This is a genomic window from Stenotrophomonas sp. Steno-C17 (genome assembly GCF_056393165.1).
This window is the reverse complement of the sequence record NZ_JBWJPD010000010.1, coordinates 126750-151083: the sequence shown is the minus strand read 5'-3', so window position 1 is coordinate 151083 and position 24334 is coordinate 126750. Positions and strand designations below refer to the sequence as shown.

General features: G+C 69.0%; 24 protein-coding genes. 18 read left to right on the top strand and 6 right to left on the bottom strand.

The window, feature by feature from the left end; all coding sequences use genetic code 11:
- Positions 1-5 precede the first annotated feature (5 nt).
- On the bottom strand, positions 6-509 hold the full coding sequence (locus tag AC06FA_RS11310) for a Dps family protein (RefSeq protein WP_478068376.1): 504 nt from the start codon (positions 507-509) through the stop codon (positions 6-8).
- 225 nt (positions 510-734) lie between these two features.
- On the opposite strand from AC06FA_RS11310, the gene AC06FA_RS11305 reads away from it, so the two are divergent.
- From AC06FA_RS11305 to AC06FA_RS11285, 5 genes are all read left to right on the top strand, one after another.
- A complete protein-coding gene (locus tag AC06FA_RS11305; RefSeq protein WP_478068375.1) occupies positions 735-2681 on the top strand; it encodes a PAS domain-containing sensor histidine kinase in 1947 nt (648 codons plus the stop codon).
- 1 nt (position 2682) lies between these two features.
- The gene (locus AC06FA_RS11300; protein WP_478068374.1) at positions 2683-3318 is read left to right on the top strand and encodes a response regulator transcription factor; all 636 of its coding nucleotides are present in this window, start codon (positions 2683-2685) and stop codon (positions 3316-3318) included.
- A 125-nt stretch (positions 3319-3443) separates the two neighbouring features.
- Positions 3444-3851 carry a response regulator transcription factor gene (locus AC06FA_RS11295; RefSeq protein ID WP_478068373.1) on the top strand — a complete coding sequence of 136 codons (408 nt, stop codon included), beginning with the start codon at positions 3444-3446 and terminating at the stop codon, positions 3849-3851.
- 66 nt (positions 3852-3917) lie between these two features.
- Complete coding sequence (locus AC06FA_RS11290; RefSeq protein WP_478068372.1) at positions 3918-4754, top strand: alpha/beta fold hydrolase; 837 nt, start codon at positions 3918-3920, stop codon at positions 4752-4754.
- Positions 4755-4812: 58 nt separating this feature from the next.
- Positions 4813-6003 carry an MFS transporter gene (locus AC06FA_RS11285; RefSeq protein WP_478068371.1) on the top strand — a complete coding sequence of 397 codons (1191 nt, stop codon included), beginning with the start codon at positions 4813-4815 and terminating at the stop codon, positions 6001-6003.
- Positions 6004-6063: 60 nt separating this feature from the next.
- Here the strand turns inward: AC06FA_RS11285 and AC06FA_RS11280 are convergent, their stop codons facing one another.
- A complete protein-coding gene (locus AC06FA_RS11280) occupies positions 6064-6969 on the bottom strand; it encodes a histone (RefSeq protein ID WP_478068370.1) in 906 nt (301 codons plus the stop codon).
- A gap of 457 nt (positions 6970-7426) precedes the next feature.
- On the opposite strand from AC06FA_RS11280, the gene AC06FA_RS11275 reads away from it, so the two are divergent.
- The 9 genes from AC06FA_RS11275 (at position 7427) to AC06FA_RS11235 (ending at position 15637) form a co-directional block, all read left to right on the top strand.
- Positions 7427-8860: a Do family serine endopeptidase gene (locus tag AC06FA_RS11275; RefSeq protein WP_478068369.1), complete on the top strand. Its 1434-nt coding sequence runs from the start codon at positions 7427-7429 to the stop codon at positions 8858-8860.
- Between the two features lie 100 nt (positions 8861-8960).
- Complete coding sequence (locus AC06FA_RS11270) at positions 8961-9323, top strand: hypothetical protein (RefSeq protein ID WP_478068368.1); 363 nt, start codon at positions 8961-8963, stop codon at positions 9321-9323.
- An 8-nt stretch (positions 9324-9331) separates the two neighbouring features.
- Positions 9332-9802 carry a phage holin family protein gene (locus AC06FA_RS11265; RefSeq protein WP_108751902.1) on the top strand — a complete coding sequence of 157 codons (471 nt, stop codon included), beginning with the start codon at positions 9332-9334 and terminating at the stop codon, positions 9800-9802.
- Entirely contained in the window at positions 9799-10275 is a 477-nt protein-coding gene (locus tag AC06FA_RS11260) for a protein sip-5 (protein ID WP_478068367.1), read from the top strand. Before AC06FA_RS11265 ends, AC06FA_RS11260 begins: the two co-directional genes overlap by 4 nt.
- 67 nt (positions 10276-10342) lie before the next feature.
- A complete protein-coding gene (locus AC06FA_RS11255; protein ID WP_478068366.1) occupies positions 10343-11443 on the top strand; it encodes an AI-2E family transporter in 1101 nt (366 codons plus the stop codon).
- A 31-nt stretch (positions 11444-11474) separates the two neighbouring features.
- Positions 11475-12194 carry an HAD family hydrolase gene (locus AC06FA_RS11250; protein ID WP_478068365.1) on the top strand — a complete coding sequence of 240 codons (720 nt, stop codon included), beginning with the start codon at positions 11475-11477 and terminating at the stop codon, positions 12192-12194.
- A 3-nt stretch (positions 12195-12197) separates the two neighbouring features.
- Positions 12198-13565 carry a leucyl aminopeptidase family protein gene (locus tag AC06FA_RS11245; protein WP_478068364.1) on the top strand — a complete coding sequence of 456 codons (1368 nt, stop codon included), beginning with the start codon at positions 12198-12200 and terminating at the stop codon, positions 13563-13565.
- A 435-nt stretch (positions 13566-14000) separates the two neighbouring features.
- Positions 14001-15104 (top strand): catalase family peroxidase, encoded by a 1104-nt coding sequence (locus AC06FA_RS11240; RefSeq protein WP_478068363.1) that lies wholly within the window; start codon positions 14001-14003, stop codon positions 15102-15104.
- Complete coding sequence (locus AC06FA_RS11235) at positions 15101-15637, top strand: cytochrome b (protein WP_478068362.1); 537 nt, start codon at positions 15101-15103, stop codon at positions 15635-15637. Before AC06FA_RS11240 ends, AC06FA_RS11235 begins: the two co-directional genes overlap by 4 nt.
- 380 nt (positions 15638-16017) lie before the next feature.
- Here AC06FA_RS11235 and AC06FA_RS11230 read toward each other — a convergent pair whose 3' ends face one another.
- From AC06FA_RS11230 to AC06FA_RS11215, 4 genes are read right to left on the bottom strand one after another with little or no spacing between them, the layout of a single operon-like run.
- A complete protein-coding gene (locus AC06FA_RS11230) occupies positions 16018-16620 on the bottom strand; it encodes a response regulator transcription factor (RefSeq protein ID WP_478068361.1) in 603 nt (200 codons plus the stop codon).
- The gene (locus AC06FA_RS11225; protein ID WP_478068360.1) at positions 16617-17831 is read right to left on the bottom strand and encodes a sensor histidine kinase; all 1215 of its coding nucleotides are present in this window, start codon (positions 17829-17831) and stop codon (positions 16617-16619) included. The genes AC06FA_RS11230 and AC06FA_RS11225 overlap by 4 nt, the downstream gene beginning before the upstream one ends.
- Positions 17832-17837: 6 nt before the next feature.
- A complete protein-coding gene (locus AC06FA_RS11220; protein ID WP_478068359.1) occupies positions 17838-18614 on the bottom strand; it encodes an ABC transporter permease in 777 nt (258 codons plus the stop codon).
- Positions 18611-19507 carry an ABC transporter ATP-binding protein gene (locus tag AC06FA_RS11215; protein ID WP_478068358.1) on the bottom strand — a complete coding sequence of 299 codons (897 nt, stop codon included), beginning with the start codon at positions 19505-19507 and terminating at the stop codon, positions 18611-18613. Before AC06FA_RS11215 ends, AC06FA_RS11220 begins: the two co-directional genes overlap by 4 nt.
- Before the next feature lie 203 nt (positions 19508-19710).
- On the opposite strand from AC06FA_RS11215, the gene AC06FA_RS11210 reads away from it, so the two are divergent.
- The 4 genes from AC06FA_RS11210 (at position 19711) to AC06FA_RS11195 (ending at position 24252) form a co-directional block, all read left to right on the top strand.
- Positions 19711-20958, top strand: coding sequence for an efflux RND transporter periplasmic adaptor subunit (locus AC06FA_RS11210; protein ID WP_478068357.1), 1248 nt, complete (start codon positions 19711-19713; stop codon positions 20956-20958).
- A 103-nt stretch (positions 20959-21061) separates the two neighbouring features.
- Positions 21062-21751 (top strand): ABC transporter ATP-binding protein, encoded by a 690-nt coding sequence (locus AC06FA_RS11205; protein WP_004153799.1) that lies wholly within the window; start codon positions 21062-21064, stop codon positions 21749-21751.
- Between the two features lie 14 nt (positions 21752-21765).
- A complete protein-coding gene (locus AC06FA_RS11200) occupies positions 21766-22923 on the top strand; it encodes an ABC transporter permease (RefSeq protein WP_478068356.1) in 1158 nt (385 codons plus the stop codon).
- A 12-nt stretch (positions 22924-22935) separates the two neighbouring features.
- Positions 22936-24252 (top strand): ABC transporter permease, encoded by a 1317-nt coding sequence (locus tag AC06FA_RS11195; RefSeq protein WP_478068355.1) that lies wholly within the window; start codon positions 22936-22938, stop codon positions 24250-24252.
- Positions 24253-24334 lie beyond the last annotated feature (82 nt).

Sequence of the window (24334 nt, the reverse complement as noted above, 5' to 3'; positions counted from 1 at the left end):
AGTGATCAGCGGGTTTCGCGGCAGGCGCCCAGGAACCAGCTGCGGCGTTCGGCCTCGTCGATCCACGTTTCGATCAGGCTGGTACTGGCCACGTCGCCGTACTCGCTGCACACGCCATGGGTGGCACGCAGGAAGCCGGCCAGGCGGCGGTTGTCGTCGGCCAGTTCGGCCAGCATGTCCTGCGCGGTGACATAGTCGGCATCGTTGTCCAGCAGGCGCTGGATGCGCTGGATGTGGCCGATCGAACGCAGGGTGGTGCCGCCGACCTTGCGCGCGCGCTCGGCAATGGCATCGGTAGTGGCCAGCACCTGTGCCGACTGCTCGTCCAGCATCAGGTGGTAATCGCGGAAGTGCGGGCCGCTCATGTGCCAATGGAAGTTCTTCGTCTTCAGGTACAGCGCGAACATGTCGGCCAGCAGCGCGGTCAGCGCCGGGGCCAGATCGGCGGCGGCCTGCGCGCCCAGGTCGTTGCGTACACGCAGGGCAGTGGAGAAGGTGGGTGCGGTCATGGCGGCGTTTCCAGGAGGGGACGGATCCAGCGTAGGCAGCGCGCGGGCCGGCGCCCATTGCACCTGGGTATCGCCCGGGGCATACCTTGGTTTGCCCGGCCGGCTGCGCACATCCGTGCAAGACACCGCGCCGGTTCCTTGCCCAGCATGGGCGGGCAAGGGACCGTAGCAGCGGTCTTTCGGCGTGGCCGACAGGCGGCGCCCCACCCTGGCACAGGAGGCCCGATGCCAACGCCGCGCACCCCATCCCCCTGGACCCCGGCACCGCACCCCAGTGGCGGCGGCGACGTGGTGTTCCCGCACCGGATCATTCCGGCGATGGCGCTGCGCGCGGTGGCCTGCGTGGTGGTGCTGGCCATTGCCCTGTTCGATACGCTGTCCACGCTGGAAGGCGCGGTGGCGGTGCTGTACGTGCTACCGGTGCTGCTGGTGGCGCGTACCGGTCGCCGCGGCGACATCATCGCCGTGGCCGTGGCTGGCGCCGGGCTGACCCTGTGCGCCTACCTGGATACCCACGGCATCGACCACGTGGGGCCGCAGACCGTGCGCGCGCTGGTCAGCCTGGTGGCGATCGCGATCGCCGCAGTGCTGGCACTGCAGAACCAGCGTTCCATGCGCACCCTGGCCGACCAGGCCGTGCTGCTGGACCTGTCGCACGACATGATCTTCGTGCGCGACCCGGCCGGGGTGATCGGCTTCTGGAACCTGACCGCCGAACAGGTCTACGGCTGGAGCCGCGAGGAAGCCGCCGGACAGCCCGCCGACCGTCTGCTGCAGACCCGCTACCCGGCGCCGCGGTCGCAGATTGAAGCGGACCTGCTGCAGCATGACCGCTGGGAGGGACTGCTGACGCAGCGCACCCGCGATGGCCGCACGCTGTGGCTGGAGAGCCGCTGGGTGCTGCAGCGCGACCGCCAGGGGCGACCGCTGCGGGTGCTGGAAACGCACACCGATGTGAGCGAGCGGCAGGCTGCACACGCGGCACTGGTGCGCAGCGAGCAGCGCTACCGGCGCATGTTCGACGGCAGCCGCATCGGCGTGGTGGAACAGGACTGGAGCGAAGTGCGTGCCGAGCTCTCGCGGCACGGAGTGGGTGACCGCGCGCAGTTGCAGGCCTACCTGCAGGCCTCGCCGCAGGCGCTGACAGGCTTCCGCCAACGGGCACGGCTGGTCGGCCTGAACCCCGCGTTCCGCCGCCTGATCGGTGAAGGTGCCGCCCCGGCCACGGTCGATGCGGTGCTGGCCGACGACGACCGCACCTTCGCCGCATCGCTGGCGGCGTTCGTTTCCGGTGCGCCCCATTGCGAAGGCGAAACGACCATCGTGCGCGCCGACGGCAGTACGGTGCCAGTGCTGTTCACCATCACCTTCCCCGATCGCCGCGAAGGCGATGGCACGGTGCTGGTGTTCGTGGTCGACATCCACGAGCGCAAGCAGGCCGAGGCGCGCGCCTTGGCCGCGCAGGCCGAACTGGCCCATGCCAGCCGGGTGGCCACCCTGGGTGAGCTGACCGCATCGCTGGCGCATGAAGTGAACCAGCCGCTGATGGCCGTGGTGACCAATGGCGAAGCCGGGCTGCGCTGGCTGCGCCGACCGCAGCCGGAACTGCACGAGGTGGAACAGGCGATCGAGCGCACCATTGCCGAAGGGCGCCGCGCCAGTGGCATCGTGAAGAACGTGCGCGACTTCCTGGGCAAGACGCCAGCCGCGCACGAAGTGCTGGCGCCGGCGGTGCTGGTGGACGACGCGCTGCGCCTGCTGCAGCACGAACTGCAGCGCGAGCAGGTGCAGGTACAGGTGGACCAGGCGACCGCGCTGCCGGACGTGCCGGGCCAGCGCATCCAGCTGCAGCAGGTGCTGGTGAACCTGCTGCTGAACGCCTGCCAGGCCATGAGCGGCCAGCCCGGCATGCGCGCCCTGCGCATCGAACTGCAGGCCGTCGAAGGCCATGTGCGCATCGACGTGCGCGACACCGGACCGGGCATCGCCGCCGAGCACGTGGCGCGCCTGTTCGAGCCTTTCTTCACCACCAAGCCACAGGGCATGGGCATGGGCCTGCCGATCTGCCGCACCACCGTGGAAGCCCATGGTGGCCAGCTGCAGGTGCACAGCACACCGGGCACCGGCACCTGTTTTACCCTGCTGCTGGCCACTGCACCGGAGACCGCCTGACATGCATCGCTCCCCGCCCCCGCCCGCCGCGCCACCGCTGGTGGTGATCGTGGATGACGATCCGTCCGTGCGCACCTCGCTGGACAGCCTGCTGCGCTCGGTCGGGCTGCAGACGCGCTTGTACGCGGCCCCTGGCGAACTGGGCGCGCAGCCACTGCCCGACGTGCCCGGCTGCATCGTGCTGGACGTGCGCCTGCAGGGCGTGAGCGGGCTGGATGTGCAGGCCCAGCTGGCCGCCCAGGGCGTGGCCCTGCCGGTGGTGTTCATGACCGGCCATGGCGACATCCCGATGACGGTGAAGGCGATGAAAGCCGGCGCGGTGGATTTCCTGGCCAAGCCCTTCCGCGACCAGGACATGCTGGACGCGGTGACCGCGGCCATCGAGCGCGACCGCCAGCGCCGCCAGAGCGATGGCGCGCTGGACGGCGTGCGCGCGCACTACGCCACCCTGACCAGCCGCGAACGCGAGGTGATGGCGCTGGTGGTGTCGGGCCTGATGAACAAGCAGGTGGCCGCCGAACTGCAGTTGAGCGAGATCACGGTGAAGATCCACCGCGGAAACGTGATGCGCAAGATGGGCGTGCGCTCGCTGGCCGAGCTGGTGCGCCAGGCCGAAGCCCTGGGCATCGGCCACTGAGCACAGGCCGCGCCCGGGCCGCTACCCACACCTGCGTATGATGGTGGCGGCCGCGCGACTGCGGCATAAAGGACACCAGCCAAGCCCGGACCCGTTGCGTCCGGGGTGGCACGAAGGAGTCCCACATGTTTCCGCCCCCCCTCATCGCGATCGTGGACGACGATGCCGGCGTCCGCGCGTCGCTGTCCAGCCTGATGCGTGCGCTGGGCTATGCCGTGCGTGCCTACGCCCACGGCCAGGCGCTGCTGGATGACAGCACGCTGCCCGCGCCGGCCTGCATCATCAGCGATGTGCAGATGCCCGTACTCGATGGCGAACAACTGCAGGCACGCCTGCGCGCGCGCGGTGAGCTGCCGCCGATGATCTTCCTGACCGCCTTTCCCACGCCCGCGGTGGAACAGCGCGTGCGTGCGTCCGGCGCGGTGGCGTTCCTGCGCAAGCCGGTGGACGCCGATGCCCTGGCCGGCTGCCTGCAGCGGCTGCTCGACGCCGGCGATCACACCAAGGTATGCCCCGGCGAACCGAGCGTGTGATGTTGCGCCAAGCCCCCCAGGCGTAGCGTGGACCTCGTTCCCACCCACCCCTGAGGAGTTACCCGGATGAGCACTGTCACCACCCCCGATGGCGTCGAGATCTTCTACAAAGACTGGGGCCCGAAGGAGGCCCAGCCGATCGTCTTCCACCATGGCTGGCCCTTGTCCAGCGATGACTGGGACACGCAGATGCTGTTCTTCCTGGCCAAGGGCTTCCGCGTGGTGGCCCATGACCGTCGTGGCCACGGCCGTTCGGCGCAGGTGAGCGAAGGCCACGACGTGGATCACTACGCCGCCGATGCCGCGGTGGTCATGCAGCACCTGGACCTGCGCAATGCCGTGCACATCGGCCATTCCACCGGCGGTGGCGAAGTGGCGCGCTACGTGGCCCGCTACGGCCAGCCGCAGGGCCGCGTCGCCAAGGCGGTGCTGGTCAGCGCGGTGCCGCCGATCATGCTGCGCACCGCGGCCTACCCCAAGGGCCTGCCGATCGATGTGTTCGACGGCCTGCGCGCCGCGCTGGCAGCCAACCGTTCGCAGTTCTTCCTGGACCTGCCCGGCGGCCCGTTCTATGGCTTCAACCGCGACGGCGCACAGGTAGTGCCCGGTGCCATCCAGAACTGGTGGCGGCAGGGCATGGCCGGCAGTGCCAAGGCACACTACGAGGGCATCAAGGCCTTCTCCGAAACCGACTTCACCGACGACCTGAAGGCGATTACCGTGCCGACCCTGGTGCTGCATGGTGACGACGACCAGATCGTGCCGATCGAAGCGGCCGCGCGTGAGTCGATCAAGCTGCTGGCCAACGGCACGCTGAAGGTCTACCCGGGCTATCCGCACGGCATGCTGACCACCCACGCCGACGTGATCAATCCGGACCTGCTGGCCTTCGTGCAGGGCTGAGGTCCATCCGCGCGGGCAATGCAGCAGACCCGCGCGTTTTTCCGCCAGGAGCCGTGTCATGTCTTCCTCCCCCACTGCGGTCGGCGCCACGCGCGCCGCACCGTTGTTCGCCATGGCCGTGGCCGCCGGCCTGGGCGTGGCCAACATCTACTACAACCAGCCGATGCTGGCGGCCATGGCCCATGACCTGGGCGACGTGCGCGTGAGCAGCTGGATACCTGCGTTGACCCAGCTGGGCTATGCCGCCGGCCTGCTCCTGCTGCTGCCGCTGGGCGACCGCCACGAACGGCGGCGGTTGATCGTGCTGCAGTTCCTGGCGGTAGCGGTGGCCTTGGTCGTGTCTGCGCTGGCGCCAGGGCTGGCCACGCTGGCGACCGGCGCGATCGTGCTGGGTGCGGCCGCCACCGTGGCCCAGCAGATCGTGCCGTTCACCGCCCTGCTGGTCGAGCCGGAACGACGCGGTGCGGCCATCGGCACGGTGATGAGCGGCCTGCTGGCCGGCATCCTGCTCAGCCGCACGCTGGCCGGGCTGGTGTCGAGCGCCAGCAGTTGGCGCGCCATGTTCTGGCTGGGCGTGCCGCTGGCGCTGGGCGCGGCGCTGCTGATGGCGCGTTCGCTGCCACGGCATGCACCACCGGGCCACCCGCCGGGCTACGGCGCGCTGCTGGGATCGTTGCGCACCCTGTGGCGCGACCATCCGCTGCTGCGCCGCGCCACCTGGGCGCAGGCGCTGCTGTTCGCCTCGTTCTCGGTGTTCTGGACCACGCTGTCACTGCACCTGGCCGCGCCGCCGCTGCAGCTGGGCGCCGCCACGGCCGGGCTGTTCGGCATCATCGGCGTGGTGGGCGTGGCGATCGCACCGGTGGCGGGGCGCCTGGCCGACCGCCGCGGCCCGGCACCGGTGGTGCGGCTGGGCGTACTGGCCACTCTGGCGTCGTGGCTGCTGCTGGGCCTGTGGCCGGGACTGGGCGGTCTGGTACTGGGCGTGGTGGTACTCGACTTCGGCGTGCAGGTGGCGCTGGTCAGCCACCAGCACCAGGTGTACGGCCTGCATCCGGAGTTCAAAAGCCGGCTCAACACCGTCTTCATGACCGGCATGTTCCTGGGCGGGGCGTTCGGCTCGTGGGCCGGCGCGCTGGCCTGGCATCACTTCGGCTGGACCGGCGTGGCGGTGTTCGGCGGTGCCTTGCCGCTGCCCGCGCTGGCGGTATTGCAGGCACGGCCAGCGGCGCCGCTGGCGCGCCACTGACAGGCAATAAAAAACCCTTCCGCCCTGAGCGGGCGGAAGGGTTCATGGCGTCAGCGCGGCTTACTTGCGCTTGGCAGCCTTGCGCACGGCCTTCTTGGCCGGCGCCTTCTTGGCGGCAACCTTCTTCGCCGGTGCCTTCTTGGCAGCGACCTTCTTCAGCGGTGCAGCCTTCTTGGCCACGGTCTTGCGGGTCGCGGCGACCTTCTTGCCGACCACCTTCTTGCCGACCACCTTCTTGGCGGCCGCAGTCTTCTTGGTGGCGACCTTCTTGGTGGCAGCGACCTTCTTGCCGACCGCCTTCTTGGCCACGGCGGTCTTCTTGGCCACGGCCTTCTTGGCAACGGCAACCTTCTTGCCGACAACCTTCTTGGCAGCGGCGGTCTTCTTGGTGGCGACCTTCTTGGTCACGGCAGCCTTCTTGCCGGCCACCTTCTTGGCGGTCGCGACCTTCTTGCCGACCACCTTCTTGGCGGCCGCAGTCTTCTTGGCGACGGTCTTCTTGGCCACGGCAGCCTTCTTGGTGGCGGCCTTCTTCACGGTGGCGACCTTCTTGCCGGCAGCCTTGGTGGCAGCCTTGGTGGTCTTCTTGGCCGCAGCGGCCTTCTTGGTCACGGCCTTGCCGGCAGCCGCCTTCTTCTTGGCCACTTCCTTCTTCAGGGCAGCGGCTTCGGCCTTGGCGTTCTTCTTGGCGGTTTCCAGCTTCTTCTTCGCCTTGGCAACGGTCTTGCCGACCGACTTGGCAGCCTTCTCGGCCTTCTTGGCAACGGTCTTCTCGACCTTGGCCACGGCCTTCTTGGCCTTGGCAACGCGGGTACCGGCAGCCTTGGTGGCGCGCTTGACGGTCTTCTTGACCGACTTCACGGCGTCTTCGGCGGCGTGGGCGATGGTCTCGCCAACGTTGGTGGCGGTTTCTTTGACGTTCTCGACGGCGTCGGTCACGACCGACACACCATTACCGTTGCTCATGTTGCCCTCCTGGGGGCCTGGATTATCAAAACGGGGCGATGCTATACCGACAATCGCCGTCGTGGAACGGGTCACGCTTCTGTAGTCGCATCCTGTGCGACGCCGCTGCTGTATGCAAACACCGCAATCGGGCCGCGCGCCATTCATCAAACCCCTTCTTTTCAGCGGTGCGCGCAAGTTCGGCTGCGCGCGGCAGTGGTGCACGCACGCGCGAGCGCGCCGTGCCAAGGCCGCCGGTGCGAGCGGCCACCGCCATGCTCATATGCGCGGAACTGCGCAAGTATCGCGCCGTGTCGGCGTGTCGCTTCCGCCATGACACGCGTCCCCGCCACGGCCGGGCGGCGTTGCATGTGCTTATCGTTTTTCATGGGCCATTTATCCGGATCGCGACACACTCATTCAGCTTGTTCTACCGTATAGGCCTACGGCCCCCATCCACGCCAACAATTTGACTGCCATGCGACCGCTACCCACCCTGCTCACGCTCGCCATTGCCGCAGCCTTCGGCGGCTTCGTTGCCACCGGCCTCAACGCGCACCTGGACAACCGTGCCGATGCAGCGCCGTTGCCGGCCGCACTGCCCACCGCCGCGGCCCTGCCTGCGTCGGTGGCCGGGCAGGCGGTACCCTCGCTGGCGCCGATGCTGGAAAAGGCCATGCCGGCGGTGGTCAGCGTCAACACCAAGCAGGTGGTGCGCGTGCGCAACCCCTTCTTCAACGACCCGTTCTTCCGCCGCCTGTTCCCGGACATCCCGCAGGAGCGCATCAACGAATCGCTGGGCTCGGGCGTGATCATCGATGCCAGCGAAGGGCTGGTGCTGACCAACCACCACGTGATCGACAACGCCGACGACGTGCAGGTCACCCTGGCCGACGGGCGCACGGTGAAGGCCGAATTCCTCGGCTCGGACCGCGACACCGATATCGCGCTGATCCGCATTCCGGCGCAGAACCTGGTCGACATCAAGCTGGCCGACAGCAACCAGCTGCGCGTGGGTGACTTCGTGGTGGCCATCGGCAATCCGTTCGGCTTCAGCCAGACGGTCACCTCGGGCATCGTGTCGGCGGTGGGCCGTAGCGGCATCCGCGGGCTGGGCTACCAGAACTTCATCCAGACCGATGCATCGATCAACCCCGGCAATTCCGGTGGCGCGCTGGTCAACCTGCAAGGGCAGCTGGTGGGCATCAACACCGCCAGCTACAACCCGCAGGGCAGCATGGCCGGCAACATCGGCCTGGGCCTGGCCATTCCATCCAACCTGGCCCGCAGCGTGGTGGACCAGCTGGTGAAGCATGGCGTGGTGGTGCGCGGCACGCTGGGCATCGAGAGCCAGAACCTGAGTGCGCAGATCGCCCAGGGGCTGGGCCTTGGCGAAACGCGCGGCGCGCTGGTTACCCGCGTGCTGGCCGGTTCGGCTGGCGCCAGCGCCGGGCTGAAGCCGGGCGACGTGGTGGTGTCGGCCAATGGCCAGCGCGTGGACAGTGCCGAAGCGCTGCACAACGTGGAAGGCTTGGCCGCCGTGGGCAGTGTGCTGACCCTGGACGTACGCCGCGAAGGCAAGCCGCTGCAGATCAAGGCCACGCTGAAAGAGCAGGCACGTGCGGTGACCGGCGACAGCCTGGACCCGCGCCTGGGCGGGGCCACCTTCGTCGACCTGCCCGAATCGCTGCGCCAATCCGGCGTGGGCGGCGTGCTGGTCAGCGAGGTCAAGCGCGGCAGCCGCGCCGCCAGCAACGGCCTGCAGCAGGGCGACATCATCGCCGAGGCCACGGTGGGTGAATTCGCCGACCTGGCCAGCTGGCGCGCCAATTTCCAGCAGCGCCCGCCGACCCTGGTGCTGCGCATCCTGCGCAACAATGGCCAGCAGCAGGGGCAGTTGGTGATGCGCTGATCGCCCCGCCGTAACACCCCCTATACCCGGCCAATGCTATTGCTACCCGTCCCATCGGCCGAACATCCGTTCGTCCCCCCATCGCAACAGGAGTGATTCGATGAGCCCCACCAATACCGAGAACCTGAAGGAACACCTGGGTGAAGCCGGTTCCCACCTGAAGCAGGCCGCCAGCGCTGCCGGCGGTGCGATCAAGGGTGCAACCGGCGCGGCCGGTGACGAACTGCGCATCGGCAAGGCCAACGTCAAGGCCGAGCTGTCCGACAGCGCCCTGTCGGGCCTGGCCGCTGCCGAATTCGGCGGTGCCGCCGCCAAGGAACAGGTCGATGCGCTGATGGACAAGGGCAAGGATCTGGTGGACAGCGCCGCCGAGCTGATCCGTGAGCGTCCGCTGGCCTCGTTCGGCGTTGCCTTCGCCGCCGGCTGGCTGATCGCCAAGCTGGCCAGCAGCAGCAACAAGTAAGCCGCGGCGTGAGCGAAGACACCACGCAGGCTCCCGATCCGGCGGCCACCCCGCCGCTGGACGAGAGCATCCGCCAGGTCGGCGCGGCCGGTAAGGCCGCCGCCGATTCGGCCAAGCACTCGCTGCGTTCGCTGCGGCGCCTGGCCTCGGCCGACTTCGCCCTGGCCCGCAGTGCGTTCGGCCGTGCGCTGGCCTGGGCCGGGGTCGGCATCGTGTTCGGTGCCTCGGCCTGGCTGCTGATGGCGGCCACCCTCATCGCCCTGCTGCAGAGCTGGGGCCTGAGCTGGCTGCAGGCACTGCTGATCACCTCGCTGCTGAGCCTGGCGGTGACCGGCTACGCGATCTGGCGAGTGTCCTACTTCTTCCACCACACCGGCATGCACGCCACCCGGCGGCAGCTTTCGCGCCTGGGCCTGTTCGACGAGCCCAGCGAGGATGATCCGGACGCCGATGTGCAGATCCCCGAGGGCAAGCCATGAAATTCGGCGCACTGCAGCGGCGGGTGAAACGCTGCGAACAGGTCGTGGCCGTGCGCATGGCCGAAACCCAGGACAACTGGGGCGTGCTCAGCCAGGTGTGGCGACGCGGCTGGTCGCCGCTGCGCATCGTGGTCGTCGGCTTGGCCGGCGGCTTCGTGGCCGGCAAGCTGGAAGTGCCGGGCAAGGTGAACGGCGCGCGCTGGCTGCAGATGATCGGCTCGGTGTCCAACCTGATGGCCAGCGGCCAGGCCGCATTCGCCGCAGCGATGGCGGCCCATGCCGCCGATACCGCCGACGAAGCCGCCGAGACTGCGGATGCCGCCGCCGACACCGCGGCGGATACGGCGGCCGGGCACACCGCAACGCGGGCGGCCGAACCGCCGGCCGCTGCCGCATCAGTACCGCCGCGCGCGGCCGACGAGCTGCGCGTGCCGCAGCCGGCCGAGGCCGCGACCGACGTCTCCGAACGTTGACACGACAAACCCGCCGCGTTGATCGCGGCGGGACGATAATGCGCTTCCCTTCCCGGTCGGTGCGCCGATGAGCGAGCCCCTGTTGTCCCCGTCGTCGCCCGCGCCCGACGCGCCCCTGCCGCCACCCTTGCGCCCACGCGGGCCGATGTCGCTGGTGATCCTGGCCACCCTGGCCGTGGCGTACACCCTGTGGGCGGCGCAGGACATCTTCCTGCCCATCCTGCTGGCCATGTTCTTCGCTCTGGTCGGCAACCCGATCCTGCGCCTGCTGCAGAAGCTGTGGATTCCGCGCGCGCTGGGCGCCCTGCTGATCCTCGGCGCCGGGCTGGGGGTAACCACCGCGCTGGCCGTGCAACTGGTAGGCCCGGCCATGGACTGGGCGCAGGAAGCACCGCAGCAACTGCGCAAGGTGGCCCGCCAGGTGCAGGACCTGACCAAGCCGGTGCAGCAGGCCAACCAGGCGGCGGAAAACTTCGCCCGCGTGGCTGGCGGCGAGAGCAGCCGCCGCGTGCAGGTCATCCGTACCCAGCTGGACGATCCCTACCGCATGCTGACCCGTGCCCCGCGTCTGGCCGCCTCGGTGCTGGCGGTGGTGCTGCTCACCCTGTTCTTCATGATCTACGGTCAAAGCCTGCAGCGCGCGGCCATCGCGTTGTTCCCCAACCGCCAGCAGCAACGCTTCACCAGTGACATCCTGCGTTCGATCGAACGCGAGGTATCGCGCTACGTGCTGACCATCACCGTCATCAACACCCTGGTCGGCCTGCTGTTCGCCGGCGTGCTGATGCTGCTGGGCATCGGCCTGCAGGAAGCGTTGCTGTGGGGCACGGTGGCGGCGCTGCTCAATTTCGCACCGTATGTCGGCCCACTGATCGGCGTGGCGCTGATGCTGCTGATGGGCTTCGTCGAATTCCGCGACCCGCTGCAGGCACTGCTGCCGGCCGCCGCCTACCTGGCCCTGCATACCCTGGAAGGCCAGCTGGTGACCCCCATCGTGCTGGGCCGGCGCATGAAGCTGTCACCGCTGGTGCTGATCCTGGCGCTGATGGTCTTCGGCTGGGCCTGGGGCATGATCGGCCTGCTGCTGGCGGTGCCGCTGCTGGTCTGCATCAAACTGGTGCTGGCACGGCTGGAGGGCATGCAGGGCTGGGCGCGGCTGCTGGAATGAAAGCCCGGCCGCGCGGGCGTAGAATGGCGGGGTGAACTTCCCTGTCCTTGCCATCACCCTCGACCTCGACGACACGCTGTGGCCGTTCGCTCCCATCGGCGCCCGCATCGACCAGGTCCTGTACGACTGGATGCGTGAACACAGCCCTGCCACCGCCGCGATGTATCCGGTGGCGGCCATGCGCGAACTGCGCGAGCGCTCGTTCCGCGACAACCCACAGCTGCATTTCGACCTGAGCGCGTTGCGCCGGCTGACCCTGCAGGAAGCCCTGCAGAACAGCGGCGCCAGCCTGGATCTGCTGGAGCCTGCGTACGAGGCGTTCTACGCCGCGCGCAACCAGGTGGAATGCTACCCGGACGCGCTGGACGCGCTGGCCCGCATCGCCGCGCGCGTGCCGGTGGCTGCACTCAGCAACGGCAACGCCGATCTGGAACGCATCGGCCTGGCCCATCACTTCGCCTTCCAGCTGGGTGCCCGCGAACACGGCGCCGCCAAGCCGGAACCGAGCATCTTCCATGCCGCCTGCGAACGCCTGGGCGTGGCCCCGGCGCAGGTGCTGCACGTGGGCGACCACATTGAAATGGACGTGGCCGGCGCGATCGCCGCGGGCCTGCGCGGCTGCTGGATCAACCGCGAAGCGGCCACCTGGAATCATCCGCAGCTGCAGCCTGACCTGCAGTTCGACACCCTTACCGGCCTGGCCGATTGGCTGGATGCCAACCTCGATGCCGCCGCACCCCGGAGTAGCTGACGCATGAGCGAGATCACTGGTTTCACCGCTTCCACCGCCACCGCCCTGCCGCTGTACGTGCTCGACCGCAGCCAGTTCGAGGCCTGGAAAGCCACCCAGCCGGCGGCCACCCAGGCCTGGCTGGGCGCACAGGGCTTCAACGGCGCCGCGCACAGCGTGGCCCTGCTGCCGGGCAGCGAGGGCCTGGCTGGCGCCGTGATCGGCGTGGGTGACCGTGCCGATGCCTACAGCTACGCCCATGCCCCGCACGCCCTGCCTGAAGGCAGCGTCTGGCAGCTGGCCAGCGACCTGAGCGCCGACGAGCAGGCCCTGCTGCAACTGGGCTGGGGCCTGGGCAGCTACCGCTTCGACCGCTACCGCAAGCGCAACCGCGCGCCGGCACAGCTGGTGGCGGCGCCGCAGGGTGAAGTGGCCGACCTGATCGCCGCCAGCCTGCGCGTGCGCGACTGGGTGAACACCCCCACCGAAGACATGGGCCCGCAGCAGCTGGAAGATGCGGCGCGCGCGCTGGCCGACGCACACGGTGCGCAGGTCGAAGCGATCACCGGCGATGCGCTGCTGCAGCAGAACTTCCCGGCCATCCATGCCGTGGGCCGCGCCTCGCACCGCGCGCCGCGCCTGGTGGTGCTGCGCTGGGGCAAGGAAAGCGACCCGGCGTTGGTGGTGGTCGGCAAGGGCGTGTGCTTCGACACCGGCGGCCTGGACATCAAGCCCGCCGACGGCATGCGCAACATGAAGAAGGACATGGGCGGCGCCGCCCACGCCCTGGCGCTGGCCGGGCTGGTGATGGCGCAGCAGCTGCCGGTGCGGCTGACCCTGCTGGTACCGGCGGTGGAAAACGCGATCGGCCCCGATGCGTTCCGCCCCGGCGAAGTCATCGCCACCCGCAAGGGCCTGAGCGTGGAAATCGACAACACCGATGCCGAAGGCCGGGTGATCCTGTGCGATGCACTCACCTTCGCCAGCGAACAGCAGCCGGACCTGGTGCTGGATTTCGCCACCCTGACCGGTGCGGCGCGCATCGCGCTGGGCCCGGACCTGCCGGCACTGTTCAGCAACGACGACAGCGTGGCCCAGCAGTGGCTGCAGGCCGGCGATGCCACCCGTGACCCGGTGTGGCGCATGCCGCTGTGGCGCCCGTACCTGCGCTATCTGTCCAGCGGCGTGGCCGACCTGGCCAACGCCGGTTCGCGCATGGCCGGTTCGGTCACTGCCGCGCTGTACCTGGAACGCTTCCTGGCCGAGGGCCAGCGTTGGGCGCACCTGGACGTGTACGCCTGGAACGACGGCGAACGCCCGGGCCGCCCGGCCGGTGGCGAAGCGCTGGCGCTGCGTTCGGCCTGGGCGATGCTGAAGGCGCGTTACGGCTGAGCCACGTAGACCTGTCCCACCGGCCCGGCCGGTGGGAGGGCGGCGTGAGGATCCTCGGCACACGAGCGGGGCCGGCCATGGCGGCCATGGCGGCCATGGCGGTCTGCGGTCTGCGGTCTGCGGTCTGCGGTCTGCGGTCTGCGGTCTGCGGTCTGCGGTCTGCGGTAGAGTCGACTGTTAGTCGACTGCTCTTCAATGGGTCGTGGAAAATCCCGCGCTGCGCGCGGTAGTCGACTAACAGTCGACTCTACCGGTCGGCGTTCCCGGGCGGGGTTTCGGTCGGCGTTCCCGGTCGGCGTTCGCGCCGAGGTTCCCGGCCGGCGGCATTGGCGGGCCTGGCAAATCTGACGAAAAATTGAATACCGGGCCTGGAAGGGTTCTGCGAGGATGTGCGGGTCGACCACCCACACGATCCGTGAAGGCAGGAACCCGACCATGCCCTTGTTCCGCTTTACCCGCGCCGGCCAGGGGCCGCGCTCGCCCCGCCCGCACACGCCCCTGCCGTGGATTGCGCTGATCGCGCTGATACTGGGCGGTGTTGCGTTGCTCTTCGCCTGGCTGGCCGGCTGGATCGGCAACCGCCTCACCGCGCAGCGCTTCACCGACACCATCGAAGCCACCGGCCCGGCCCATCCCGGCTTCCGCCGTGCGCACAGCAAGGGCATCTGCGTAAGCGGCTGGTTTGAACCCAGCGCGCAGGCACGCACGCTGTCCAGCGCGCGCGTGTTCTCGCAGCCGCGGGTGCCGGTGATGGGCCGCCTGTCGATCGGCGGTGGCGATCCCTACGGCGCCGACAACACCGCACGCGTGCGCAGCCTGGCCGTGCAGATGGTGAGCGATGACGGCCAGGATTGGCGGATGGCCATGAACAGCTTCCCGTTCTTCGCCGTGCCCACCGCCGAAGCCTTCTTCGAACAGACCCGCGCCGGCATTCCGGACCCGGCCACCGGCAAGCCCGACCCGGCGAAGATGGCCGCCGTGCTGGCGAAATACCCCAGCGCGCAGGCGTTCCAGCAGTGGGCCAGGACCGCGCCGTGGACCAGCAGCTGGGCCGACACCACCTACAACAGCGTGAACAGCTTCTGGTTCACAAACGCCCAGGGCCAGAAGCGCGCGGTGCGCTGGCGCTGGCAGCCGCAGGCGCCGGTAGTGGAAATGGATGCCGAGGCGCGCAAGCAGGCCAGCATCGATTTCCTCAGCCAGGAACTGCGCCAGCGCCTGGCCAGCGGCCCGGTGCGCTGGAACCTGGTGGTCAGCACCGCCGCCGCCGGCGATGCCATCGACGACCCGTCCGTGCCGTGGCCCGAATCCCGCGAGCAGGTGGTGGCCGGCGTGCTCAGCCTGGACCGCATGCAGTCGCAGGAAGAAGGCGCCTGCGGGCAGATCAACTTCGACCCCCTGATCCTGCCCAGTGGCGTGCGTGGCAGCGACGACCCGATCCTGGCCGCACGCTCGGCGGTGTACTCGCAGTCCTTCAACCGCCGCGAACGCGAACGCGCCGCTGGCAACGTCGAACAACCGAAGGAGGCCGCACGATGAACACCGGCAACGGCCACTTCAACCTGCTGGCGCGGCTGCTGCACTGGACCATGGCGGTGATGATCGTGGCCATGCTGTTCATCGGCGTGACCATGGTCGCCTCGTTGCACCTGCGGCCGATGCTGATCGACCTGCACCGGCCGCTGGGCGTGGCGATCTTCGTGCTGGTGCTGCTGCGCCTGTACAACCGCCTGCGCCACCGGCCGCCACCGTTGCCGGCCGATCTGCCGGCCTGGCAGGTGCTGTCGGCGAAGGCGTCGCACTGGATGCTGTACGGGCTGATGCTGGCGATGCCGTTGATCGGCTGGGCGATGCTGTCGGCGGGCGGATACCCGATCACCCTGTGGGGCGGCGTGCACCTGCCGGCGCTTGTGCCGCACAGCCCGGCCCTGTATGCCGCCCTGCGCAATGCGCACAGCCTGCTGGCCTACGTGCTGTTCGCCACGGTGCTGATGCACGTGGGCGCGGCGCTGTTCCACCTGTGGGTGCGCCGCGACGGCGTGTTCCAGGCCATGGCCCGCGGCAAGGACTGAACGGGTAGCGCCGGGCCATGCCCGGCGGATCGTTTCCGCGCCTGCAGGCGAACAGCAACCGAGCATGGCTCGGCTCTACAGAAAGCGCGCACCACTGGGAGCTTCCAGCCCCAGAATGCCGGCACTCGCGGCTGTGGCTGTTGATGTTTCCGCCTTGTAGCGAGCCGAGCACCGCAGGTCCGGCGAGGGCGAAGAGGCGCCGGTGTCTGAGCGCAGCGAGTTCGGCGCCGTCCCTCGACGGACCGAGGAGCGCAGGGTACCGGCGCGCAGCGCCGGCTCGCGGATGGCGGAGCGTTTCTTTAGTTACTTTCTTTGCGCGCAAAGAAAGTGACACCCCCGTAGAAACCGGCCGCCGAGCATGCCCCGGCGCTAGCGGCGCCCTACAGCCAGCCTTTCTGCCGCGCCAGCCGGTACGCTTCGATGCGGTTGGCCACCCCCAGCTTGCCGATGCATTCGGACAGGTAGTTGCGCACCGTGCCGTGCGACAACCCCAGCTGTTCGGCAATCTCGCTGGCACTGCGGCCTTCGCCGGCCAGGCGCAGCACGCGGCGCTCGCGGTCGGTCAGCGGGTCGGCCTGCGACCAGGCATCGAGCGCCAGCTGCGGGTCGATCGCCCGGACGCCCTGCTGCACCTTGCGCAGCGCCTCGGCCAGATTCTCCGCCGGCGCGTCCTTCAACAGATAGCCCAGCACGCCCGCTTCCAGCGCGCGGCGCAGGAAACCGGCACGGGCGAAGGTGGTCACGATCACCACCTTGATCGGCAGTTCCTGCCGCGCGATGCGCTGGGCCAGCTCCAGACCGGTCAGGCCCGGCATCTCGATGTCGGTCACCAGGATGTCCGGCTTCAACTGCTGCAGCATCCGCCACGCCGTTTCACCATCGGCCGCACTGCCCAGCACCTCGATATCCGGTTCCAGGCCCAGCAGGGCCGACAACGCACCCCGCACCATGGCCTGGTCTTCGGCCAGCAGGATACGGATCATGCGGCGCCCTCCTGCGGCAATGCTGCCGTGGCCACCGGCACCGTGGCAGCGGCCAGTGGAACGCGCACGGTCAGCACGGTGCCCTCGCCACGCGGCGACTGCACGGCCAGCGCACCGGCCAGCGCGGCCACCCGCTCGCGCATGCCGCACAGCCCGTTGCCTTCAGCCTGCACCCCACCGCGTCCGTCATCGCGTATCTGCATCACCAGTTGCCGCCCTTCCTGCATGAACTCGACCTGCGCCTGCGTGGCCTGTGCATGGCGCACGATGTTGGTGGCCGCCTCGCGCAGCACCAGCGCCAGGCCGCGCTCCACTTCCACCGGCATCGGCGGCGGCACGCTGTACTGCAGATGCACCTGCTGGCACTCCAGCAGCAACCGCGCCGAGGCCAGCTCACCGGCCAGATCGCTGGCACGAATGCCGGTCACCGCGCTGCGTACCTGCGCCAGCGCTTCGCGGGCAATCGCTTCGGCTTCGCCGATCTCCTGCCGTGCACGTTCGTCCTGGCGGTCGTACAGCTTGCGCGCCAGTTCCAGCTTCAGCGTGATCAGCGACAGGGTATGACCCAGCAGGTCGTGCAGGTCGCGGCCGATGCGCTCGCGCTCGGCGGTGGTGGCCAGCCGCCGCACTTCGTCCTGGGAAAGCTGCAGCGCCACGTCGCGCTGGTGGCTGAGCGATTCCACGTTCACCACCAAGCCAACGATGAACGAAACCGCCGGCATCCACACCAGCGCCTGCCAGGGGTAGCCGAAGTACAGCGCGGCCGTGCCGAACAGCAGGTTCAGACCGGTCAGCTGCAGCAGATACACCCACCAGCCGCCGCGCCCGCTCATGCGCAGCAGCACGCAGCCGAACACGAAGTAGCTCAGGCCCGACGGGTACCAGGGCAGCAGCACCAGCGCCATGGCGACCATCGCCAACGCGTAGCGCCAGGCATGGTGGCGCGGTGCCAGCATCACCCGCGCGTACAGCAGCAGGAACAGCGGATAGCTGACCAGGGTGATGAACAGCCAGCGCAGGGTGAAGCCATTGCCCAGCACAGGGGTCAGGAAGATCCACACCGACCACAGCAGGTGGATGGCGCCGCTCCACGGCGACTTGCCCCGCCGCAGCAGATCGGCCACCGATGAATCCGGCGCGGGGCGCAGCAGCGACGCAAGCCAGTTCGATGGCACGGGGGAATCCAGGCGGGGATGATCGCTGTCGATCATGCCAGTTCAGCCGATCCGACGCAGGCGGCGGCGCGCCAGCAGCAGGGCGGCCGTGGCCACCGCCAGCAGCGCCAGCAGATGGCCCAGCGCGCTGCCGGCGGCGGGCTGCCCCACTACCGGCAACGCCAGCTGCGCCAGGTGCCAGGTCGGCCACAGTGGCGCCACGGTGGAAAACACCTTAGGCAAAGCGGCCAACGGCAGCCACAGGCCGGACAGCAGGGCCAGCGGCAGGTACACCAGGTTCACCACCGCCGGCGCCGCGCTGGCCCCCACGTGGCTGCCGATCAGCAGACCGATGGCCCCCAGTGGCACCGCGGCCAGCGCCGCTACCGCCAGCAGCTGCAGGATCTGCAACGGCTGCAGCCGCACGCCACCGAAGGCATGCGCCACCGCGATCAGCAACGCGGCGATAAGCGCGGCAAACAGCACCGCCATCGCCAGCCGCGCCAGCAACGGCGCCGCCGCCGGCAGCGGCAGCGCACGCTTGAGGGTCAGCAGGCCGCCTTCGCGGTCCAGCGCCAGCTGCACGCCAAAGCCGAACAGGGCGGGCGCCATCGCACCGAACACGCAGTAGGTCGCCAGCAGGTACAGCGGTGCGTGGCCACGCCCCAGCAGCACGCCGAACAGCAGGTAGAACAGCACCGGGAACAGCAGCGACGGCAGCACGAAGGCCGGCGTCCGCCAGGTGCGGCGCAGTTCGGCCTGCAGTTCGGCGGCATAGGGGCGCAGCGTGGTGCGCCAACGGCCTGCGCCGGTGGATTCAGGGCGGACGAGGGTGTTCATGCAGCCTCCCGGGTCAGTTCAAGGAATGCGTCGGCCAGGGCGGCGCCCTGCACTTCCAGCTCCTGCAGCTGTGCATCGGCGGCCAGCAGGCGGGCCACCACCGGTTCGGCCGGGCTGGCCAGCAGCAGCAGATGCGCGCCGTCGCGCTGCACCTGCTGCACCCCCGCCCAGCGCTGCACGTCTTCGACAGCCAGCGCGCTGCGGCAGCGGATGCGGCGGGGACGGTCGGCCAGGCGCAGCTCGGCCAAGGGGGCGTCGGCCAGTACCCGGCCGCCCTCCAGCACCACCACGCGCTGCGCCAGGGCCTCGGCCTCCTCCAGGTAATGTGTCGTAAGCAGCACGCCGCCACCTTCGGCCACCCACTGCCGGATCGACTGCCACATCACCTGCCGCGCCTGGATATCCAGGCCCGTGGTCGGCTCGTCCAGGAACAGCACGCGCGGCCGTCCACACAGGGCGATGGCGAACTGCACCGTGCGCTGCTGGCCGCCGGACAGCTGACCGTAGCGGCGGCGGGCCAGATGCTGCAGGCCGGTACGTTGCGGCACCTCGGCCAGCGGCATGGGATCGGGGTAGCAGGCGCTGGCCTGCGCCACCAGTTCATCGACCTGCAGCATCGGCGGCAGGTTGGTGCTCTGCAGCATCACCCCCAGGCCAACGCGGCTGGCGCGCTGCTGCGGATCACCGCCCAGCAGCTGCACCTGCCCGGCATCGGCGCGGCGCAGGCCCAACAGCACGCTGATCGCGGTACTCTTGCCGGCACCGTTGCGGCCCAGCAGCGCCAGCACCTGGCCAGCGCGCACCTGCAGGTCGATGCCGTGCAGCGCGGTGTGGTCGCCATAGTGCACCTGCACCTGCTGCAGATGGGCCAGCGACGGGGGAATCGGATCCATGGGCGGTGCCGGTAGCGGGGACGTTGCCATCCTGTGCCGCCGTGGTCACATCCGGCAGTTGCCGCCGTCAGGAACATCCAATGACAGCTGTCACTGCCCCTGCTGCCGTGCCTGCCGTCATGCTGTGCCGCACGCTCCACCGCCGGAAACGCCGTCGTCTGCCCTTCCGGCCACACCCGCCCGAACGCCTGTGATGGAACGCAATGAACGCTTCTGCCGAATTGTTGAAAGAACTCCGTATCGACCGCAACGCAGCGCCGCCCCCGCGCGGTAGTGGGGGGTCGCGCCGCTGGCTGTGGATCGTGCTGGCCCTGCTGGTGCTGCTGCTGGGGGGCGCGGCCTTCCTGCTGTTCGGCCGCGAACCGGCAGTGGAAGTGAGCACCGCCCCGGCCGTGGCCATCCAGCAGGGCAGCGCCAGCAGTTCGGTGCTCGACGCCAGTGGCTACGTCGTGGCCCGGCGCATGGCCACGGTGTCGGCCAAGATCACCGGCAAGGTGCGCGAAGTCATGATTGAAGAAGGCATGCGGGTGGAGGCAGGCCAGATCATGGCCACCCTGGACCCGATCGATGCCGATGCGCAGCGCAGCCTGTCGGCGTCGCAGGTGCAGGCCGCGCGTGCGCAGGTGGCCGGCCTCGCAGCGCAGCAGCGCCAGGCCGCCGCCGAAGCCAGCCGCCTGCAGGCGCTGGTGGGCCAGCAGCTGGTCTCGCGTTCGCAGTACGACCAGGCCGTCGCCCAGCGCGACAGCCTGCGCGCGCAGCTGGAAACGGCCCAGCGCAACGTCAAGGTCGCCAGCGACCAGCTGGCCATTGCCGACCTGGGCGTGGACAACAACATCGTGCGCGCGCCGTTCTCCGGCGTGGTCACCGCCAAGGCCGCGCAGCCGGGCGAAATCGTCTCCCCCCTGTCTGCGGGCGGCGGCTTCACCCGTACCGGCATCGGCACCATCGTCGACATGGATTCGCTGGAGATCGAAGTCGAGGTCGGCGAGGCCTTCATCGGCCGCGTGCAGCCGAAGATGCCGGTGGAAGCCACGCTCAATGCCTACCCGGAGTGGAAGATTCCGGGCGAGGTGATCGCCATCATTCCCACCGCCGACCGCGGCAAGGCCACGGTGAAGGTTCGCGTAGCGCTGAAGGTGAAGGACCCGCGCATCGTGCCGGAGATGGGCGTGCGGGTCAGCTTCCTGGAACAGGCACAGCCGCAGGCCTCGGCCAGCAAGCCGCAGGGCGTGCGCGTGCCGGATGGCGCAGTGGTTCAGCGCGACGGCGCGTCAGTGGCGTTCGTGCTGGGTGACGCCGACCGCGTGCAGCAGCGCAGCGTGCAGGCCGGCCAGGCGATGGGCAAGGATCGCCAGCTGCTGAAGGGCGTAAGCGCCGGTGAGAGCGTGGTGGTCAGCCCGCCCGACACCCTGCGCGATGGCGCCAAGGTGACCGTGAAGCAAGCGCAGTAACGGCCTGGCGCCCACATGGCGCCGCCGGCAACACCGCTCGACGCATGCCCCGGCCACCGGCCGGTGCGCCTACCCGTTTCCCGCCTTCCGTGGAGAACCACCCATGTCGACCCTGGTTTCACTGCGCAACATCACCAAGACCTACCAACGCGGCCCGGAAAAGGTGCAGGTGCTGCACGGCATCGACCTGGACATCGCCCGCGGTGACTTCGTCGCCCTGATGGGCCCGTCCGGTTCGGGCAAGACCACCCTGCTGAACCTGATCGGCGGGCTGGACAACCCCAGCGGCGGCGAGATCAGCATCGAAGGCGAACGCATCGACCAGATGAGCGGCGGCCAGCTGTCTACCTGGCGCAGCCACCACGTCGGCTTCGTGTTCCAGTTCTACAACCTGATGCCGATGCTGACCGCGCAGAAGAACGTGGAACTGCCGCTGCTGCTGACCCACCTCAGTGCTGCCCAGCGCAAGCGCAACGCCGAGATCGCGCTGACCCTGGTGGGCCTGGCCGACCGCCGCAGCCACCGCCCCAACGAGTTGTCCGGCGGCCAGCAGCAGCGCGTGGCGATCGCCCGCGCCATCGTTTCCGATCCCACCTTCCTGATCTGCGACGAACCCACCGGCGATCTGGACCGGCAGTCGGCCGAGGAGATCCTGGGCCTGCTGCAGCAGCTCAACCGCGAACACGGCAAGACCATCATCATGGTCACCCATGACCCGAAGGCTGCCGAGTACGCCACCCATACGGTGCACCTGGACAAGGGCGAGCTGGCCGACGCCCCGCTGGCCCACTGACGGAGGCCCCGGCGATGAAATACTTCTCCCTGGTGTGGGCACAGCTGTTCCGCAGCCGTACCCGCACACTGCTGACCCTGCTGTCGGTGGTCGCCGCGTTCCTGCTGTTCGGCATGCTCGATTCGGTCCGCGTGGCCTTCAATTCCGGTGGCAGCGTGGAAGGTGCCAACCGCCTGATCGTCGCCTCGCGCCTGTCCATCACCCAGTCGCTGCCGATCCGCCTGGAAACCCAAGTGCGGCAGGTGGCCGGCGTGCGCGACGTGGCCTATGGCATGTGGTTCGGCGGCATCTACCAGGACCCGAAGAACTTCTTCCCCAACTTCTCGGTGTCGCCCAACTACTTCGATGTCTACCGCGAACTGCAGATCGACCCGACGCAGCTGGAAGACTGGAAGCAGACCCGCACCGGCGCCATCGTCGGCGAAACGCTGGCCAAGCAGTTCGGCTGGAAGATCGGTGACACCATTCCGCTGCAGGCCACCATCTTCCCGCGTGGCGGCAGCAACGACTGGCCGCTGGAACTGAAGGGCATCTACCGTTCCAAGGACCGCGCGCAGGCCGGCAACGAAGAACGCCAGTTGATGATGAACTGGAAGTACTTCGACGAATCCAACGACTACATCAAGAACCAGGTGAGCTGGTACACCGTCACCCTGGACAATCCGGACCAAGCCTCGCGCGTGGCCCAGGCCATCGATGCAATCTCGGCCAACTCCGACCACGAGACCAAGACCCAGACCGAATCGGCGTTCCAACAGGCCTTCGTCAAGCAGTTCGCTGATATTGGCATGATCGTGACCTCGATCATGGGCGCGGTGTTCTTCACCCTGCTGCTGCTGACCGGCAACACCATGGCCCAGGCCGTGCGCGAACGCGTGCCTGAGCTGGCCACGCTGAAGACGCTGGGCTTCAAGGACAGCACCGTGCTGGCGCTGGTGATGGTGGAATCGGTGCTGTTGATCGGCCTGGGCGGCCTGATCGGCATGGGCCTGGCCGCGCTGATCCTGCCGGCGATCGGGCCGAAGAGCATGGGCATGCTGCCGCCCCACGTCCCCACGCCCACCTGGCTGGTGGGGCTGGGCCTGATCGTGGTGATCGGCATCATCGTCGGGCTGCTGCCGGCGTTGCGCGCCAAGCGCCTGAAGATCGTCGACGCACTGGCCGGCCGCTGAGGAGCACACCCCATGAAGAAACTCAAGAAGTGGTTGAGCAACGCCTTCACCGTGTTGCTGCTGGCGGTGGGCCTGGCGCTGTGGATCGGCCTGCCGTGGTTCGGTGTGCTGGCCGTGGCCGTGCTGGTCGCGCTATGGCTGCTGCTGACCCGCAGCGGGCGGCTGGCGCTGGCGGCGACCCGTATCGGCGTGGCCAGCCTGCCGCAGCGCTGGGGCGCGTCCTCGGTGATCGTGGTCGGCATCGCCGGCGTCGTCGGCGTGCTGGTGGCCATGCTGGCCATGGGCGAAGGCTTCCAGGCCACGCTCAGCAATACCGGCGATGACACCACCGCCATCGTGCTGCGCGGCGGCTCGCAGGCGGAAACCAACTCGGTCATCACCCGCGAACAGGTGCCCACCCTGTCCACCCTGCCCGGCGTGGCGCGCGATGGCGAAGGCCGCCCGCTGCTGTCACCGGAACTGTCGCAGGTGGTGAACCTGGTCTCGCGCGCCGACGGCACCGACGTCAACGCGCAGTTCCGCGGCGTCGGCCCGCAGGCCTGGGCCGTGCATGACAAGGTGAAGATCGTGCAGGGCCGCAGGTTCAACGCGGGCCTGCGCGAGATCGTGGTCGGCCAGGGCGCGCAGGGCCAGTTCCGCAACATGGAAGTGGGCAAGACCCTCACCCTGGGCAACCAGAGCTGGACCGTGGTGGGCGTGTTCGCCACCGGCGATGCGCACGATTCGGAACTGTGGACCGACGCCGACACCCTGGCCACCACCTACCAGCGCAGTGCGTGGCAGTCGATCAGCGTGCGCACCGAAGGCAAGCCGGGCTTCGAGCAGTTCAAGGCCGCCGTCGCCGCCGATCCGCGCCTGAAGCTGGATGTGGAAACCACCCGTGCGTACTACAGCAAACAGGGGGGCGGGCTGACCAAGCTGATCGACATCCTTGGCAAGGTGATCGGCACGATCATGGCGGTGGGCGCGGTGTTCGGCGCGCTCAACACCATGTATGCGGCCGTGGCCACGCGTGCGCGCGAGATCGCCACCATGCGCGCGATCGGCTTCCGCAGCCTGCCGGTGGTGACCGCGGTGATGCTGGAAACCATGCTGCTGGCACTGCTGGGCGGGCTGCTGGGCTGCGCCGTGGCGTGGCTGGTGTTCAATGGCTACAGCGTGTCCACGATCGGCAGCAACTTCAGCGCGGTGGTGTTCAAGTTCCATGTGTCGCCGGAGCTGCTGTGGACCGGCTTGAAGTGGGCACTGGGCATCGGCCTGGTCGGCGGTCTGTTCCCGGCGCTGCGTGCGGCGCGGTTGCCGATCACTACGGCGCTGCGCGAGACCTGATCAACGCACAGATGTACGGCGTGGTGGATGGAAACGGGCGAAGCGAAGGCTTCGCCCGTTTTTTTTGGCGCGTCATCCACGC